This window comes from Brenneria izadpanahii (genome assembly GCF_017569925.1).
In the GTDB taxonomy this organism is placed as follows: domain Bacteria; phylum Pseudomonadota; class Gammaproteobacteria; order Enterobacterales; family Enterobacteriaceae; genus Brenneria; species Brenneria izadpanahii.
In genome coordinates this window covers 787,697-803,387 of record NZ_CP050854.1, presented here as the reverse complement: position 1 = coordinate 803,387, position 15,691 = coordinate 787,697, and the positions used below count along the sequence as shown (strand labels likewise).

Sequence of the window (15,691 nt, the reverse complement as noted above, 5' to 3'; positions counted from 1 at the left end):
GACGCCTGTTTAGTTCATTGCTTGACCACAATATTTTCCTGTGACGGATCAACATGCCCCATTTGCAGTTTCTCCGTCGCGATCCGCTCAACGCGGCTATGATCCCCTAGCGAATTCTCTTCCAAAATCAGGTTACGCCATTCAATATCCAGTGCATCTCGCTCCAGTAGTAGCCGTTCTCGTTCTGCGGTCAATAAACGCGTTTTGTGCGCCGTCGTCACGACAAACACCGCAGAAATCAACACCGCGATCATCAGCAACACCGGGATCTTGGCGTTACGCAGCAGATCCTCGCCAATAACCCCGACCAGGCCGTGACGCTCATTGCCTATCATGCCGGCAACCTCTCGGCAAACCGCAGGACCGAGCTGCGAGCCCGCGGATTTTCAGCCACTTCTTCAGCCGAAGGCATCATTTTTCCTACCGACTTAAGCGTCTGCCCGCCCTGGCTGCGAAGTTGTTCTTCCGTCAACGGCATGCCCGCCGGCACCTGCGGACCGCGGCTCTGATGACGAATAAAGCGCTTCACGATTCTGTCTTCCAGCGAATGGAAGCTAATGACCGACAGTCGGCCATGCGGAGCCAATACGCTCAACGCGCCGTTCAATGCCTGCTCAATCTCTTCCAGCTCGCTGTTGATATAAATTCGGATGGCCTGGAAACTGCGCGTCGCCGGATGTTTGTGCTTTTCGCGAATCGGACTGGCGGCGGCAATCAATTCGGCCAGTTCTTTGGTTCGCGTCATCGGCTCCGTGCGGTTACGTTCCACAATGGCGCGGGCAATACGCTTGGCGAAACGCTCTTCACCGAAGGTTTTTAATACCCAGGCGATATCTTCCGCTTCCGCGTTCATCAACCATTCCGCCGCCGAAACCCCGCGGGTGGGATCCATGCGCATATCCAGCGGACCGTCCCGCATAAATGAGAAACCGCGTTCGGGATCGTCAAGCTGCGGCGAAGATACGCCCAAATCCAGCAACACGCCGTCGATACGACCGGTAAGATCGCGTTCTGCCATGTAGTCGGCCAGCGCGGAAAACGGGCCATGAATAATAGAAAACCGCGGATCGTCTATCGCTTTGGCGGCCTCAATAGCCTGAGGGTCGCGATCGATAGCCAGTAAACGTCCTTCCGGCCCCAATTGGGAAAGAATAAGGCGAGAGTGGCCGCCACGGCCAAAAGTACCGTCTATATAGATTCCGTTGCTGCGGATGTTCAGGCCGTTAACGGCTTCATCCAACAGTACGGTTGTGTGTTTATAATTTTCCGGCATGACTATAGTGATAAGTCCTGCAATCGCTCAGATAACGGTTCCTGAGCCAACTGTTCTGCGTCGATATCTTCCTTGACCTGTTGATACCAAGTCTGTTCATCCCACAGCTCAAACTTGTTGAACTGTCCGACCAGCATCACTTCTTTTGTAAGACCTGCGTGTTGCCGTAACGTACTGGCGATTAATAAACGCCCCGCATTATCCATCTGACACTCGCTGGCATGCCCCAACAGCAAACGCTGAATACGGCGTTCGGCGGGAACCATGCTCGACAGACGAGAGAGCTTCTGTTCAATAATTTCCCACTCAGGCAGGGGGTAAAGCAGCAGGCACGGCTGATGAAGATCAATGGTGCAGACCATTTGACCTTGCGATTCCTCGTTCAGCGTATCCCGATAACGAGTAGGTACGGCGAGCCGCCCCTTGCTGTCGAGGTTAACCAGCGTAGCCCCACGAAACATTCCTGAGTTACCCCTTCATAACCTTTTTCACCACTTTATCCCACAAATTCCCACATTGAAGAGTGTACGGAGGGTATGAAAACCTTGTCAAGCCAGAGCGGGTGTGCTTTGGAATTATTTCTGCATGAATTGAGGCCGGCATGAGGGTAAAAAAAATAAGGTTGGATAATTAATAAAGATTAACGTCATGAAAATTTAAGAAAAATTCACTCGGGAAATAACTTTTCATCAAGATATAGCAATAAATCCGCATCAGATAATTATTTTTAATGTCACAGACTGAAACCAAATATAAATATTTCCAGAATAGTCTTATCTCGCCTCAGGCCTGACCTGACAAGGCCTGCGCTCATGGGCGCAATTATACCGCTATCGGCAACCTTTGCTCAACGTCACATTTTTGCTATCCCCCGCTATCGCTTCTTTATTAATCGCCGGATAGATCTTAATTTACGTTTCCCCTCCGCCAACTTTTCGATCAGAGGAAATAAAAACACTGTTTATATAAACAGATTAATTATCTCTTTTTAACATCTGACCACGGTTGTTAAAAGCGGGATAGCCTATTCCGGTTATTTATTATCATCCTCACATTATCCCTTTTCATTAATACGCCTATATGCATGCGCGACCGGGGCAAGAAAAACAATAACCAATTGTTTAATAAAGACTTTAATAATCATCGCGCCATAAACTAGCGATTCCCTGAATTGCTAAAAATAAAATAGCGAGAAAGCTGACCGAAAGGTCAAAAATAAATATTTTTAGCTACTTATTAAGCGATATAGCAGTGATGTACACTACTCGAAATTTAAAAAGCAAAACAAAAAACCAGAACTTAATCTTTACTCTGATTTTTGTTCGATTCGCGCCTAAAACTGGAGTGGGTTGGTATGTGTTCCCCTACATCACGATTACGTAATGCGACCGCAGATACCTTTGCGCTGGTCATTTACTGCTTTATCACCGGCATGGTGATTGAAGTAGGGCTATCTGGCATGAGTCTTGAACAATCGTTCTCCTCGCGTCTGCTGTCCATTCCGGTCAATATCGTTATTGCCTGGCCCTATGGGCTTTACCGCGATTGGGTGCTTGGCATGGCTAAACGCCATACCTCCGCACATTTCCTGATACGCAACCTTGCCGACCTGTTCGCGTATGTCAGCTTTCAGTCTCCGGTTTATCTTGCCATTCTTTGGTATATCGGGGCCGACTCGTCACAAATACTGACCGCCGTTGCCAGCAATGCGGTTGTTTCCATGGCGATGGGCGTGCTGTATGGCTACTTCCTGGAATACTGCCGCCGGTTATTCAGAGTGACGCTACCCGCTCAATTTCATCATACCAACAGGCGGCAGCCGAATTAATTCCCCGCATGTACCCAGATAACCGGCCTCACTGACGTGAGGCCGTCTTACGGCGCTGTTTTGCAAGCTGCGCCTTAAGGCGGTTACGCTTCAGATCAGACAGATTATCGATAAGCGACAGGCCGTCCAGATGATCGATTTCATGTTGCAGGCACACGGCGAACTCCCCGCCGGCGTCAATCTCTTGCGTGCAGCCTTCCAGATCGAGAAATGCCACTTTCACCCGTTTTGAGCGTTCCGCCGGCATAGGATGCCCAGGAATGGAAGAACATAGCTCCAGGTGCGAGGTTTTCTCTGGCGAAAATTCGGTTATCTGCGGATTAATCAAAGCCAGACGCTGGCGTTTACCATGCTCATCGGGCATATCTATCACGACAATACGCAGCGGAATGCCGAGCTGAATAGCCGCAAGCCCGGAATCCTTCATCTCATCAATGACGGCAAACATCTGTTCGACCACCGCCTTAACGCTATCATCAATGGCATCGACAGAATGGGAAACCTGTTTCATTCTCTGGTCGTCGATCCAGAGTACCTCAGTTGCGGTCATCGTTATCTCCCTTGAATTCGCGACTTGTTCTGTAGCGACATGAGTTTTGCACGCAGTTTTACATCATGGGCATAAAGATAGAGACCATGGATGGCGCGAGTCATCAACACATTGATGGCATTGAGCATGATGCGCTCTTTCACCGCCTCGCTATCATCTATCCGGGCCTTGCCCTGAAAGGCGGCGCTGTCCTCGTATCTGGCGGGATCGAGCGTAATCGCTCCTCGCTGTTCATCCCACGCCACGGATGGCCCCAGGATCAGACCGACATAGTTCAGATCAAACCCCTGAACGGTATAGACCGATCCCACTTCATCAATGGTGTCTGCGCGCTCCGCCCACGGCAATCGTTCGTTGGGCTTTGAGCGATCCCAGCGCAAACGGAATCGCCCTTCCTCAATAAAATAATCCTGCCCGTCCAGCCGATATGGGTAGTCGTAAGTTGACAGCATTCTCGACAACCCGCTGCAAACATTTTTCTCTTTTACAGCGTCATACATCGCCTGCGCATCATCGAATACCCTGATTTCGAAAGCGTTGTCTCCGCTGTCAGCGACTGGCAAAGGTAATAGCTGCCGCTGGCAAAAACGGCGGATCCAATGTTGAACGGCCTCATTGGCGCGCATTCTGAACTGATGTTGCAACACGTAAACCTCATGCGGCCATCGGTTCATAATGCGCGATAGCTGGCTTTCGCTCCACAGGCTTTTGAATTTCAGCACCTGCTGTTCATCAAAAACCAGAACCACAATCCGGGACAGACGAATAATCTCATCCAGATGATTGTCCTGAAAAAAGTGGTTATAGCTATCGCGCCGGGTCAGCAGCAGATGCGCTTCATCAACCAGAACGATATCCGCCGCTACGCCGCGTTTATCCATGCGGTTGATAAACGTGGTTGGCCGTTCATAGTCCTTTTTCCTCAGGCTCGGCTGATTATCCGTCGCATTTTTATAGGCTTTAAGCATTTCGGGATGATTGACCAGCAGATAGTTTTCGCTGCCGTAGAGGGGATGTTGCGGCTGCAGACGGGCGTGAGTTTGCAGATCGCAAAAGATGGAATTCAATAAAACGCTTTTGCCGGTGCCGGCTTCGCCATGAATAACAAAGAAAGCGTGTTGATCGCGCCGATGAGTATTCAGGAATGCCTCGATACTGCGTTTTAAGGCGCTCTGCTCTTGCGAAAGTTTTTTTCCCGGCGATAGCTTGAAGCTGGCCTGATTAATTTCTGACATGTTACTTACTGATTTATGAATGTCGCGGTCCATTGCAAGCAGGCGCCATACTCTCCCGTCATATGGCGCAATAACCGGCGGTGTTAACGGCGGCTTAACGAACCCCGGCGATAGAGGTTGCGGCGGATACGGTTAAGCCCCGGCTTCGGTCTTTTCGGCTCGTCCAGACTGGCCAATACCAGTTCCAGCACGCGCTCGGCCACTTCACGGTGACGCTGGGCGACGGATAAAACCGGGCACTCCAGAAAATCCAGCAGTTCATTATCGCCAAAGGTGGCGATTGCCAGATTATTCGGCAAGCGCCCGCTCATTTTCAACGTCACATCCATCACGCCTTGCAACAGCGGGAAGGCTGTGGTGAATAACGCCTTGGGCATCGGATGATCTTTAAGGTATTCGGCAAATACCGTAGCCGCCACCGCGCGTTCATAGCTATTGGCATACAGGTAATGAACTTCACGAGGATCGCCGGCCCAGGCCTGGCGAAAACCCTGCTCACGCAGAAAACTGACGGAGAGTTCAGGTAAAGCGCCCAGGTAAAGCACCGATTCGGCCGGAATTTTTCTCAGTTCCTGCGCCAACATTTCGGCATCTTCAAGATCGGCGCCCACCACGCTGGTAAAGTGTTCGCGATCCAAGGCCCGGTCCAGCGCGATAATCGGCAAGCTATCCTTCGCCCAGCGCTGATAGAACGGGTGTTCAGGCGGCAGCGCCGTTGACACGATGATGGCATCAACCTGACGTTGCAGCAGATGTTCGATGCAGCGCATCTCGTTATCAGGCTGATCTTCAGAACAGGCGATCAACAGCTGATATCCGCGCTGCCGGGCCTGACGCTCCAGATAATTGGCTATCCTGGTATAGCTGGTATTTTCCAAATCGGGAATAACCAGCCCAATGGAACGCGTGCGTCCGGCACGCAACCCGGCAGCAACGGCATTGGGATGATAATTATGCTCTCTGACCACTGCCATGACTTTTTCAACGGTCTTATCGCTAACGCGATACTGTTTTGCTTTTCCATTGATCACATAACTGGCTGTAGTGCGTGAAACACCCGCAAGACGCGCAATTTCATCCAGTTTCACGATAACCCCTTAGTAAGCCGGATAAATTAAGTAGAGCTATGACCATAAGCTCATCATGGATATGGCGTAGATCTAACCGCAGACAACCCCGAACAGCAACAGCTTTTATCATATATGCTTAATATTTCAGAGTACCGCCCGTCCGAACGCCGTCGTCTATGGGATGATATACCCTTCATCTTTCAAGTTGCAGGCGCGTTGGCTTTCCTCGCTCACCCCGGTCACTTACTGGCATAAGCCGCCGGGGATTCTCTGCGTCGCCGCCTTCCCGCATCTCGAAATCTATGGGTATATATAAGATATCGACGGAAAAAATTAAGAGGCCCGACGCAATTATCGGGCCTCTTAAACGAAAAAACCGCGAAAAAATAGCCTAGCGCATGATTTTATCGCCGCGGGATACGCCGACGATCCCCGAACGCGCGACTTCCACAATCTCCGCCACTTCACGAACCGCGTTAAGGAACGCATCCAGCTTGTCGCTGGTTCCCGCCAACTGCACGGTATAAAGCGAGGTGGTGACATCGACAATCTGCCCGCGGAAAATCTCCGCGCAACGTTTGACCTCTTCACGGCCATAGCCCGTAGCCTGCAGTTTCACCAGCATGATTTCACGCTCAACGTGGGAACCCTGCCCCAGTTCGCTGACGCGTAAAACATCCACCAGCTTATGCAGTTGCTTCTCTATCTGCTCCAGCACTTTTTCATCGCCGACCGTTTGAATGGTCATACGCGACAGCGTCGGATCGTCAGTGGGCGCAACGGTCAAACTTTCGATATTGTAGCCGCGCTGAGAGAACAGGCCGACGACGCGCGACAATGCACCCGATTCATTTTCAAGTAATACCGATAAAATCCGCCGCATGATCAGGTCCTCTCCGTTTTGCTTAGCCACATTTCATCCATCCCGCCGCCGCGGATCTGCATGGGATAAACATGCTCGTTGCTGTCCACTTTGACATCCACAAACACCAGACGATGTTTTTGCGCCAACGCTTGCGCCAGCTTGCCTTCCAACTCGTCAGGCGTGTCGATGGAAATACCGATATGGCCATAGGCTTCCGCCAGCTTGACGAAATCCGGCAATGATTCCATATACGAGCTGGAGTGACGACCGGAATAAATCATATCCTGCCACTGCTTCACCATGCCGAGGAAACGGTTGTTCAGGTTAACCACCACAATCGGCAAACCATATTGCAGCGCGGTAGAGAGTTCCTGAATATTCATCTGGATACTGCCGTCGCCGGTTATGCAGATCACCGTTTCTTCCGGCAGCGCCAGCTTGACGCCCAACGCGGCGGGCAAGCCGAATCCCATAGTGCCCAGGCCGCCGGAGTTAACCCAACGGCGCGGGAGATCGAATTGGTAGTAAAGCGCGGCGAACATCTGATGCTGCCCCACGTCCGAGGCCACATAAGCATCGCCCTTCGTCAAGCGGTATAGGGTTTCGATTACCGCCTGCGGTTTTATGCTATCGCCATCCTGACTGTATTTCAGACAATGGCGGGCCCGCCATTGCTCGATATTCTGCCACCAGTCGCGCAGCGCGTCGAACTGCTGCTGAGCGTCATCCTGCGCCAGCAGTTCCAGCATCAGGGTTAATACCTGCTTGGCGTCGCCGACGATCGGAATATCCGCGGAAACGGTTTTGGAAATCGACGCCGGATCGATATCGATGTGCAACACCGTGGCGTCAGGGCAATATTTTTCCAGATTATTGGTGGTGCGATCGTCAAAACGAACCCCGACGGCAAAAATCACATCGGCGTGGTGCATCGCCATATTGGCTTCATAAGTACCATGCATGCCGAGCATGCCCAAACATTGACGATGCGTGCCGGGGAAGCCGCCCAATCCCATCAACGAAGTCGCGACCGGCAAATTGAGTTTTTCCGCCAGCGCCCGCAGTTCCTGATGACTGTCGGAGGTGATGACGCCGCCGCCGCTGTAGATAACGGGCCTTTCCGCCGTCAGCAGCGTTTGCAACGCGCGCCGGATTTGACCTTTATGCCCCTGAACCGTCGGATTGTATGAACGCATGCTGACGTGATCGGGATACATGTAAGGCAGCTTATTGGCCGGGTTCATAACGTCTTTCGGTAAATCCACCACCACCGGGCCGGGACGGCCGCTGGACGCCAGATAAAACGCTTTTTTCAGTATGGTCGGAACATCTTCCGCCTGCTTGACCAGAAAGCTGTGCTTCACTATCGGGCGGGAAATTCCCACCATGTCGCACTCCTGAAAAGCATCATAGCCAATCAGGGACGTAGCGACCTGGCCGGAAAGCACCACCATGGGGATCGAATCCATATAGGCGGTAGCGATACCGGTAATCGCGTTGGTGGCGCCGGGACCAGATGTCACCAGCACAACGCCGACTTCGCCTGTAGCACGCGCATAGCCGTCGGCCATATGCACCGCGCCCTGTTCATGGCGGACTAAAATGTGTTCAATACCGCCAACGGTATGCAAGGCATCATAAATATCCAGCACCGCACCGCCGGGATAGCCGAACACATGTTTCACGCCCTGATCGATTAACGATCGGACCACCATCTCGGCGCCTGACAACATCTCCATGGGTTTGCCTCTTTTGTTCAAAAAACAGGGACGCTTCATATCGGCGGGGAGATCCCCGCGTTTGTTTTAATACTGTTAATTGGCAGCAGTCTACCGTTATCGTTCAAAACCGCAATGTTATTTGACGGCGCGCACAACGCGCCAGGCGGGGGTTTTAGCGTTCGGTTGCCCCGCATCGGAAGAAATCAAATATTGACATAACCCTGCAAATCAAGTACCAATAGAGCCAGCGAATCAATTTCAGATGACGAGACATCATGTTCAACTACTCCTTCCTACTAGGCCTACTACTAAACGCATCTACGTTGCGCGGTATGCCGGTGGGCGGAATTCAGAACTGATTTCAAACCATCCAATAAAAAAACCCGCGCCGATGCGCGGGTTTTTTTTTACTCGCCGGGCGCCAAGTAAATACGATAAGGAATCAAACCGATGAGCCAACAAGTGATTATTTTTGATACCACATTACGTGACGGAGAACAGGCTCTGCAGGCCAGTCTGAGCGTGAAAGAGAAGCTCCAGATTGCGCTGGCGCTGGAAAGAATGGGCGTCGACGTAATGGAAGTTGGCTTTCCGGTTTCCTCACCCGGCGATTTCGAATCCGTACAGACTATCGCCCGTCACGTTAAAAATAGCCGGGTCTGCGGACTGACTCGCTGTGTAGAAAAGGATATTGACGTGGCCGCCGAGGCGCTGCGCGTGGCGGATGCATTCCGCATCCATACCTTTATCGCCACCTCGCCGATGCATATCGCCACCAAACTGCGCAGTACGTTGGATGACGTTATCGAACGCGCCATCTATATGATCAAACACGCGCGCAACTACACTGACGACGTCGAGTTTTCCTGCGAAGACGCAGGCCGTACGCCGATTGCGGATCTGAGCCGGGTCGTGGAGGCGGCGATCGCCGCCGGCGCCCGCACGATCAACATTCCGGATACCGTCGGCTATACCATGCCCCATGAATTCGGCAATATCATCGCTTCTCTGTACGAGCGCGTGCCCAATATCGATAAGGCTATCATTTCCGTTCACACCCATGACGATCTGGGGCTGGCGGTAGGCAATGCGATGGCGGCGGTTCACGCCGGAGCCCGCCAGGTGGAAGGCACGCTGAACGGCATCGGCGAACGCGCCGGCAACTGCGCGCTGGAAGAGGTGATCATGGCGATAAAAACCCGTCATGACATCCTGAATGTTCATACCGATATCAATCATCAGGAAATCTATCGCACCAGCCAACTGGTCAGCCAGATTTGCAACATGCCGATCCCGGCCAATAAGGCGGTCGTCGGTTCAAACGCGTTTGCCCACTCGTCCGGCATCCACCAGGACGGCGTACTGAAAAACCGCGAAAACTACGAAATCATGACGCCGGAATCCATCGGTCTGAAAGAAGTACAGTTGAATCTGACCTCGCGTTCCGGCCGCGCCGCCGTGAAACACCGCATGGAAGAGATGGGCTATAAAGATAGCGACTACAACCTGGATAATTTGTACGCCGAATTCCTGAAACTGGCAGACAAAAAAGGTCAGGTTTTCGATTATGATCTGGAAGCGTTGGCGTTCATCAACAATAAGCAAGAAGACGCGGAATTTTATCGTCTGGACTATTTCAGCGTACAATCCGGTTCCAGCATGATGGCGACCGCATCGGTTAAACTGGAGTGCGGCGATGAAACGCAATCCGAAGCCGCTACCGGCAACGGCCCGGTCGACGCCGTCTATCAGGCGATTAACCGTCTCACCGGATACCAGGTTTCACTGGTTAAATATCAACTGACCGCCAAAGGACAAGGCAGAGATGCGCTGGGTCAGGTAGATATCGTAGCGGATTATCAGGGCCGCCGTTTCCACGGCGTCGGCTTGGCGACGGATATTGTCGAATCTTCTGCTCAGGCGATGGTGAACGTCCTGAACAATATCAAACGCGCTCAGCAGGTAGAAAAAGAAATTCAACGTCTGCAGCAGCACAACAGCAAACAACAAAATAGTCAGGAAACAGTGTGATGACAAAGAGTTACCATATTGCCGTCTTACCCGGAGACGGTATTGGCCCGGAAGTGATGGTTCAGGCCCACAAAGTATTGGAAGCAGTACGTCAACGTTTCGATATGCGCATTACCACCAGCGAATACGACGTGGGCGGCATTGCCATTGACCGTCAAGGTATGCCGCTGCCGCAGTCAACCATTGCCGGCTGCGAACAGGCCGATGCGATCCTGTTTGGTTCCGTCGGCGGTCCGAAATGGGAACATCTGCCCCCGAACGAACAGCCGGAGCGCGGCGCGTTACTGCCGTTGCGTAAGCATTTCCGCCTGTTCAGCAACCTGCGTCCGGCGCGTCTGTATCAAGGGCTGGAAGCCTTCTGTCCGCTGCGCGGCGATATCGCCGCCAAAGGCTTCGATATTCTGTGCGTGCGTGAACTGACCGGCGGCATCTACTTCGGCCAGCCGAAAGGCCGCGAAGGCAGCGGTCAGTACGAACGCGCATTCGATACCGAGGTTTATCACCGCTTCGAGATTGAGCGTATCGCCCATATCGCTTTCGAATCAGCCCGTAAGCGTCGCAGCATCGTCACCTCCATTGACAAAGCCAACGTACTGCAAAGCTCCATCCTGTGGCGTGAAATCGTCAATGAAATCGCTAAAAGCTACCCTGACGTGAAGCTGTCGCATATGTATATCGACAACGCCACCATGCAGCTGATCAAAGATCCTTCACAGTTCGACGTGGTGCTGTGCTCCAACCTGTTCGGCGACATTCTGTCCGACGAATGCGCCATGATCACCGGTTCGATGGGCATGCTGCCGTCCGCCAGCCTGAACGAACAGGGTTTTGGTCTGTACGAGCCGGCTGGCGGTTCAGCGCCGGATATCGCAGGTAAAAATATCGCCAACCCGATTGCGCAGATTTTGTCTCTGGCGCTGCTGTTACGTTACAGCCTGGGGGCTGATGATGCCGCCGCCGCTATCGAAAAAGCGGTTAACACGGCGCTGGCCGAAGGCTATCGCACGGCGGATCTGGCCAGCGCAGGCAATGCGGTCGGCACCGATGAAATGGGCGACATCATCGCCCGGTTTGTGGCACAAGGGGCGTGATGATGAGTAAGACGTTATATCAAAAATTGTTCGATGCGCATGTCGTCTACGAAGCGCCGAATGAAACGCCCTTGCTGTATATTGACCGTCATCTGGTGCATGAAGTGACCTCGCCGCAGGCCTTTGACGGCCTGCGCGCTAAAGGGCGCAAACTGCGTCAGCCGGGTAAAACCTTTGCCACCATGGATCACAACGTCTCCACCCAGACCAAAGATATCAACGCCTGTGGTGAAATGGCCCGTATCCAGATGCAGGAACTGATTAAAAACTGCGCTGAATTCGGCGTACAGTTGTATGACCTGAATCACCCGTATCAGGGGATCGTTCACGTCATCGGCCCTGAACAGGGTATGACGCTGCCGGGCATGACCATCGTCTGCGGCGACTCCCACACCGCCACGCACGGCGCGTTCGGCGCGCTGGCCTTCGGCATCGGCACGTCGGAAGTTGAACATGTGATGGCTACGCAGACCCTGAAACAGGGCCGCGCCAAAACCATGAAGATTGAAGTCGCCGGCGATGCCGCGCCGGGCATTACCGCTAAAGACATCGTACTGGCGATTATCGGTAAAACCGGCAGCGCAGGCGGCACCGGCCATGTGGTTGAATTCTGCGGCAAAGCTATTCAGGCTCTGAGCATGGAAGGCCGTATGACGCTGTGCAATATGGCGATTGAAATGGGCGCCAAGGCCGGTTTGGTCGCGCCCGACGAAACGACGTTCGCCTATCTGAAAGGACGTCAGTTCGCGCCTAAAGGCGCGGACTGGGATGCGGCCGTCGCTTACTGGAGCACGCTGAAATCCGATGCCGACGCCGTTTTCGACACGGTGGTTACGCTGAACGCCGCCGATATCGCCCCGCAGGTAACCTGGGGAACCAACCCCGGCCAGGTGATTGCCGTCAATGAGACGATCCCCGCGCCGGAATCCTTCAGCGATCCGGTAGAACGCGCTTCCGCCGCCAAAGCGCTGGCGTATATGGATTTGCAGCCCGGCATCAAACTGACCGAGGTGGCGATCGATAAAGTGTTCATCGGCTCCTGCACCAACTCGCGTATCGAAGATTTGCGTGCGGCGGCGGAAATCGCCAAAGGGCGTAAAGTCGCCGACGGCGTGCAGGCCATCGTGGTGCCAGGCTCCGGCCCGGTAAAAACCATGGCCGAACTGGAAGGGCTGGATAAAGTGTTTATCGAAGCCGGCTTCGAATGGCGTTTACCCGGTTGCTCCATGTGTCTGGCGATGAACAACGATCGCCTGAACCCCGGCGAACGCTGTGCGTCCACCAGCAACCGTAACTTCGAAGGCCGGCAGGGCCGCGCGGGACGCACGCATCTGGTGAGCCCGGCGATGGCCGCCGCCGCCGCCGTCACCGGCCGTTTTGCCGATATCCGCGAGTTGAATTAAGAGAGAAGCCGACATGACTAAATTTACTCAACATACTGGTCTGGTGGTTCCTCTGGATGCCGCTAACGTTGATACCGATGCGATTATTCCCAAGCAATTTCTGCAAAAGGTGACGCGTACCGGTTTCGGTCAGCACCTGTTCAACGACTGGCGTTTTCTGGATGAGTCCGGCCAACAGCCTAATCCTGATTTCGTGCTGAATAAGCCGCGCTATAAAGGCGCCAGTATTCTGCTGGCGCGGGAAAACTTCGGCTGCGGCTCTTCGCGCGAGCATGCGCCGTGGGCGCTGACCGATTACGGCTTCAAGGTGGTGATCGCGCCGAGTTTTGCCGATATTTTTTACGGCAACGCGTTCAATAACCAACTGTTGCCGGTAACGCTGAGCGAAGAGGATATTGATACGCTGTTCAAACTGGTCGAAGGTGAAGAAGGCATGACTTTCACCGTTGATCTGGAGAATCAGACCGTATTGGCCGGCGGTAAAAGCTATCCGTTTGAAATCGACGCCTTCCGCCGCCACTGCATGATCAACGGACTGGACAGCATCGGACTGACGTTGCAGCACGAATCGGCCATCGCCGATTATGAACTGAAACAGCCGTCTTTCCTCCACTGATCGTCATCTGACAATCATTCCGCCCGCCGAATCGACGGCGAGCGGAATGATATCTTGTCCGATAACCCGCGCTGAATACCTCCGGTAACAGGCTGACCAGAGCCGGGGAACACCCGCCTTACGCAGAGCGCTCATTCATAATTTTATGCAAATTGTTTCTGTAAGCATCGGTATGTCCGCTATCGCACATGTTAATAAAGTAATCCTCAAAGGTGGGATAGTATGCGTCTCCGTTTGCCTGCAAATACCATAAAGAGGGAGCGCCGTAATCCAGGTTCTGAATAACCGATCTCGCCTCTTTGTAATATCGGCCCATATTCAGCGTGGTTTGATATTCAACCTGCTCTAAATCATGTGCGGCCCTTTCCACACTGCAATAGCCCCGATCGAATTTTGTCATAACCCGTTGGAAGTCATTGGCGCGGCTCATGTTGGTCAGCTCAACCAGCATGATGTTCAGCGGACGAAAATGACCGCCTTTCACATTTTGCGCCGTGGATTGCGCAATTACCGCTTCCCGCTGCGCAATGAGCGTCTCCGCATGTCCAAAACTATGCTGGATATCGCCGTCAGGCACAATGCGCAGGGCGACCCCGCCCTCGCGATCGATAATATTCATTCGCTCGCGAAGCGTTTTTGATGCCTCATAGATCACTCCTATCATATTGATCAGCGCATCTACCCTGCTGTCGTCATCCGGATTTCTGATATTCGATACAATGTCAGACCACGATTTACAATTGCCGCAAACGCCTGAACGTCCCGCCGCGCCGCCAACGCCAGCGGGCATAAAATCGGATGCGGAAAATTTCGATACGCACAGTCCCATAATTTATCCATACGCCATAGAGTTGGGCTCTATGTATCCTTTTCAACGGTTAGGTTCCCTTTTCAGCCCCGCCCCTTGTCATAGAACTGTCGCTAAACGATCACCGAGTCGTATTAAACCTGCCGAATAATCACCCTGATTAAATTTACCCAATATCGATAGCTTTAACTTGTTACGACTTAATTTATTTAACTTCTGGCTACATGGAGAACGTCATGAAAATGCGTTACGCAGCATTGGCGCTGTCACTGTCTATAGTCACATTTGCCCTTCCCGCCCAGGCGGAATTCAAACTGGACAGTCGTTATACCGACGCGGATGGCGATATGGTCGCCGATACCCCGACAGATAAGAAACTGCAGGTCGATCCCGATACGCTGATCTTCGCCTACACCCCGGTTGAAGATCCTGCGGTGTACGCCGATATCTGGCAGGGCTTCCTCGATCATATGGCAAACGTGACCGGGAAAAAGGTTCAGTTCTTCCCGGTACAGTCCAATGCCGCGCAGATAGAAGCGATGCGGGCAGGCCGCCTGCATGTGGCCGGATTCAATACCGGCGGCAACCCGATTGCCGTAGCCTGCGCCGGTTTCCACCCCTTTGCGATGATGGCTTCCAAACAAGGCGCTTTCGGCTACGAAATGGAGATCATCACCTGGCCGGGTTCCGGTATCGAAAAGGTTGAGGACATTAAAGGAAAACAGTTGGCCTTCACTTCCGAAACCTCGAACTCCGGATACAAAGCGCCCTCCGCAATTCTCAAAGCCGAATATAAAATGGTGCCGGGCAAAGACTTTGAACCGGTATTCTCCGGCAAGCACGACAACTCCATCCTCGGCGTCGCCAACCATGACTACCCCGCCGCCGCCGTCGCCAACTCCGTGTTGAACCGCATGATCGCGCGCGACGTGGTGAAAGCCGATCAGGTTAAGTCGATCTACAAGTCCCAGACTTTCCCCACCACCGGTTACGGCATGGCGCATAACCTGACGCCGGAACTACAGGAAAAGATTAAGAAAGCGTTTTTCACTTACCAGTGGGAAGGATCGAAACTGCTTGAAGAGTTCAAGCACTCCGAGCCGCCGCAGGAAGCGTTCATTCCCATCACCTTCAAGGATACCTGGCAGGTAATTCGCCAGATAGATGAAGCCAACGGCGTCACCTATACATGCAAATGAC

General features: G+C 52.9%; 16 protein-coding genes. 7 read left to right on the top strand and 9 right to left on the bottom strand.

Annotated features, from left to right (window positions below):
• Positions 1-14 precede the first annotated feature (14 nt).
• From ftsL to mraZ, 3 genes are read right to left on the bottom strand one after another with little or no spacing between them, the layout of a single operon-like run.
• A complete protein-coding gene (gene ftsL, locus HC231_RS03580) occupies positions 15-335 on the bottom strand; it encodes a cell division protein FtsL (RefSeq protein ID WP_208229760.1) in 321 nt (106 codons plus the stop codon).
• Positions 332-1,273: a 16S rRNA (cytosine(1402)-N(4))-methyltransferase RsmH gene (gene rsmH / locus HC231_RS03575; protein WP_208229759.1), complete on the bottom strand. Its 942-nt coding sequence runs from the start codon at positions 1,271-1,273 to the stop codon at positions 332-334. Before rsmH ends, ftsL begins: the two co-directional genes overlap by 4 nt.
• A gap of 2 nt (positions 1,274-1,275) precedes the next feature.
• The gene (gene mraZ / locus HC231_RS03570) at positions 1,276-1,734 is read right to left on the bottom strand and encodes a division/cell wall cluster transcriptional repressor MraZ (protein WP_208229758.1); all 459 of its coding nucleotides are present in this window, start codon (positions 1,732-1,734) and stop codon (positions 1,276-1,278) included.
• 893 nt (positions 1,735-2,627) lie between these two features.
• On the opposite strand from mraZ, the gene HC231_RS03565 reads away from it, so the two are divergent.
• Positions 2,628-3,101 (top strand): L-alanine exporter AlaE, encoded by a 474-nt coding sequence (locus HC231_RS03565; RefSeq protein ID WP_208229757.1) that lies wholly within the window; start codon positions 2,628-2,630, stop codon positions 3,099-3,101.
• Between the two features lie 28 nt (positions 3,102-3,129).
• On the opposite strand, the gene def is transcribed toward HC231_RS03565, so the two are convergent.
• From def to ilvI, 5 genes are all read right to left on the bottom strand, one after another.
• On the bottom strand, positions 3,130-3,651 hold the full coding sequence (gene def / locus HC231_RS03560; protein ID WP_208229756.1) for a peptide deformylase: 522 nt from the start codon (positions 3,649-3,651) through the stop codon (positions 3,130-3,132).
• Between the two features lie 2 nt (positions 3,652-3,653).
• Complete coding sequence (locus tag HC231_RS03555) at positions 3,654-4,886, bottom strand: DUF2075 domain-containing protein (RefSeq protein WP_208229755.1); 1,233 nt, start codon at positions 4,884-4,886, stop codon at positions 3,654-3,656.
• An 83-nt stretch (positions 4,887-4,969) separates the two neighbouring features.
• Positions 4,970-5,974, bottom strand: a complete 1,005-nt coding sequence (gene cra / locus HC231_RS03550) for a catabolite repressor/activator (protein ID WP_208229754.1) — start codon at positions 5,972-5,974, stop codon at positions 4,970-4,972.
• A 373-nt stretch (positions 5,975-6,347) separates the two neighbouring features.
• Positions 6,348-6,839 (bottom strand): acetolactate synthase small subunit, encoded by a 492-nt coding sequence (gene ilvN / locus HC231_RS03545; protein ID WP_208231207.1) that lies wholly within the window; start codon positions 6,837-6,839, stop codon positions 6,348-6,350.
• Between the two features lie 2 nt (positions 6,840-6,841).
• Positions 6,842-8,560, bottom strand: a complete 1,719-nt coding sequence (ilvI, locus tag HC231_RS03540) for an acetolactate synthase 3 large subunit (RefSeq protein WP_208229753.1) — start codon at positions 8,558-8,560, stop codon at positions 6,842-6,844.
• A gap of 257 nt (positions 8,561-8,817) precedes the next feature.
• On the opposite strand from ilvI, the gene leuL reads away from it, so the two are divergent.
• From leuL to leuD, 5 genes are all read left to right on the top strand, one after another.
• A complete protein-coding gene (gene leuL, locus HC231_RS24305; protein WP_208231206.1) occupies positions 8,818-8,901 on the top strand; it encodes a leu operon leader peptide in 84 nt (27 codons plus the stop codon).
• 91 nt (positions 8,902-8,992) lie between these two features.
• Positions 8,993-10,573, top strand: a complete 1,581-nt coding sequence (gene leuA, locus HC231_RS03530; protein WP_208229752.1) for a 2-isopropylmalate synthase — start codon at positions 8,993-8,995, stop codon at positions 10,571-10,573.
• Positions 10,573-11,664: a 3-isopropylmalate dehydrogenase gene (gene leuB, locus HC231_RS03525; RefSeq protein WP_208229751.1), complete on the top strand. Its 1,092-nt coding sequence runs from the start codon at positions 10,573-10,575 to the stop codon at positions 11,662-11,664. Before leuA ends, leuB begins: the two co-directional genes overlap by 1 nt.
• A gap of 2 nt (positions 11,665-11,666) precedes the next feature.
• On the top strand, positions 11,667-13,067 hold the full coding sequence (leuC, locus tag HC231_RS03520) for a 3-isopropylmalate dehydratase large subunit (RefSeq protein ID WP_208231205.1): 1,401 nt from the start codon (positions 11,667-11,669) through the stop codon (positions 13,065-13,067).
• A gap of 13 nt (positions 13,068-13,080) precedes the next feature.
• Positions 13,081-13,683 (top strand): 3-isopropylmalate dehydratase small subunit, encoded by a 603-nt coding sequence (gene leuD, locus HC231_RS03515; protein ID WP_208229750.1) that lies wholly within the window; start codon positions 13,081-13,083, stop codon positions 13,681-13,683.
• Positions 13,684-13,801: 118 nt separating this feature from the next.
• Here the strand turns inward: leuD and HC231_RS03510 are convergent, their stop codons facing one another.
• A complete protein-coding gene (locus tag HC231_RS03510) occupies positions 13,802-14,302 on the bottom strand; it encodes a P-loop NTPase family protein (RefSeq protein ID WP_208229749.1) in 501 nt (166 codons plus the stop codon).
• Between the two features lie 425 nt (positions 14,303-14,727).
• Here HC231_RS03510 and phnD point away from each other — a divergent pair, with 425 nt between their 5' ends.
• A complete protein-coding gene (gene phnD, locus HC231_RS03505; protein WP_208229748.1) occupies positions 14,728-15,690 on the top strand; it encodes a phosphate/phosphite/phosphonate ABC transporter substrate-binding protein in 963 nt (320 codons plus the stop codon).
• The last annotated feature ends 1 nt before the right edge of the window (position 15,691 follow it).

Coding starts and splice junctions, on each gene's coding strand:
- ftsL (WP_208229760.1), bottom strand. CDS start 335: ATGATAGGCAATGAGCGTCACGGCCTGGTCGGGGTTATTGGCGAGGAT.
- rsmH (WP_208229759.1), bottom strand. CDS start 1,273: ATGCCGGAAAATTATAAACACACAACCGTACTGTTGGATGAAGCCGTT.
- mraZ (WP_208229758.1), bottom strand. CDS start 1,734: ATGTTTCGTGGGGCTACGCTGGTTAACCTCGACAGCAAGGGGCGGCTC.
- HC231_RS03565 (WP_208229757.1), top strand. CDS start 2,628: ATGTGTTCCCCTACATCACGATTACGTAATGCGACCGCAGATACCTTT.
- def (WP_208229756.1), bottom strand. CDS start 3,651: ATGACCGCAACTGAGGTACTCTGGATCGACGACCAGAGAATGAAACAG.
- HC231_RS03555 (WP_208229755.1), bottom strand. CDS start 4,886: ATGTCAGAAATTAATCAGGCCAGCTTCAAGCTATCGCCGGGAAAAAAA.
- ilvN (WP_208231207.1), bottom strand. CDS start 6,839: ATGCGGCGGATTTTATCGGTATTACTTGAAAATGAATCGGGTGCATTG.
- ilvI (WP_208229753.1), bottom strand. CDS start 8,560: ATGGAGATGTTGTCAGGCGCCGAGATGGTGGTCCGATCGTTAATCGAT.
- leuL (WP_208231206.1), top strand. CDS start 8,818: ATGTTCAACTACTCCTTCCTACTAGGCCTACTACTAAACGCATCTACG.
- leuA (WP_208229752.1), top strand. CDS start 8,993: ATGAGCCAACAAGTGATTATTTTTGATACCACATTACGTGACGGAGAA.
- leuB (WP_208229751.1), top strand. CDS start 10,573: ATGACAAAGAGTTACCATATTGCCGTCTTACCCGGAGACGGTATTGGC.
- leuC (WP_208231205.1), top strand. CDS start 11,667: ATGAGTAAGACGTTATATCAAAAATTGTTCGATGCGCATGTCGTCTAC.
- leuD (WP_208229750.1), top strand. CDS start 13,081: ATGACTAAATTTACTCAACATACTGGTCTGGTGGTTCCTCTGGATGCC.
- HC231_RS03510 (WP_208229749.1), bottom strand. CDS start 14,302: ATGAATATTATCGATCGCGAGGGCGGGGTCGCCCTGCGCATTGTGCCT.
- phnD (WP_208229748.1), top strand. CDS start 14,728: ATGAAAATGCGTTACGCAGCATTGGCGCTGTCACTGTCTATAGTCACA.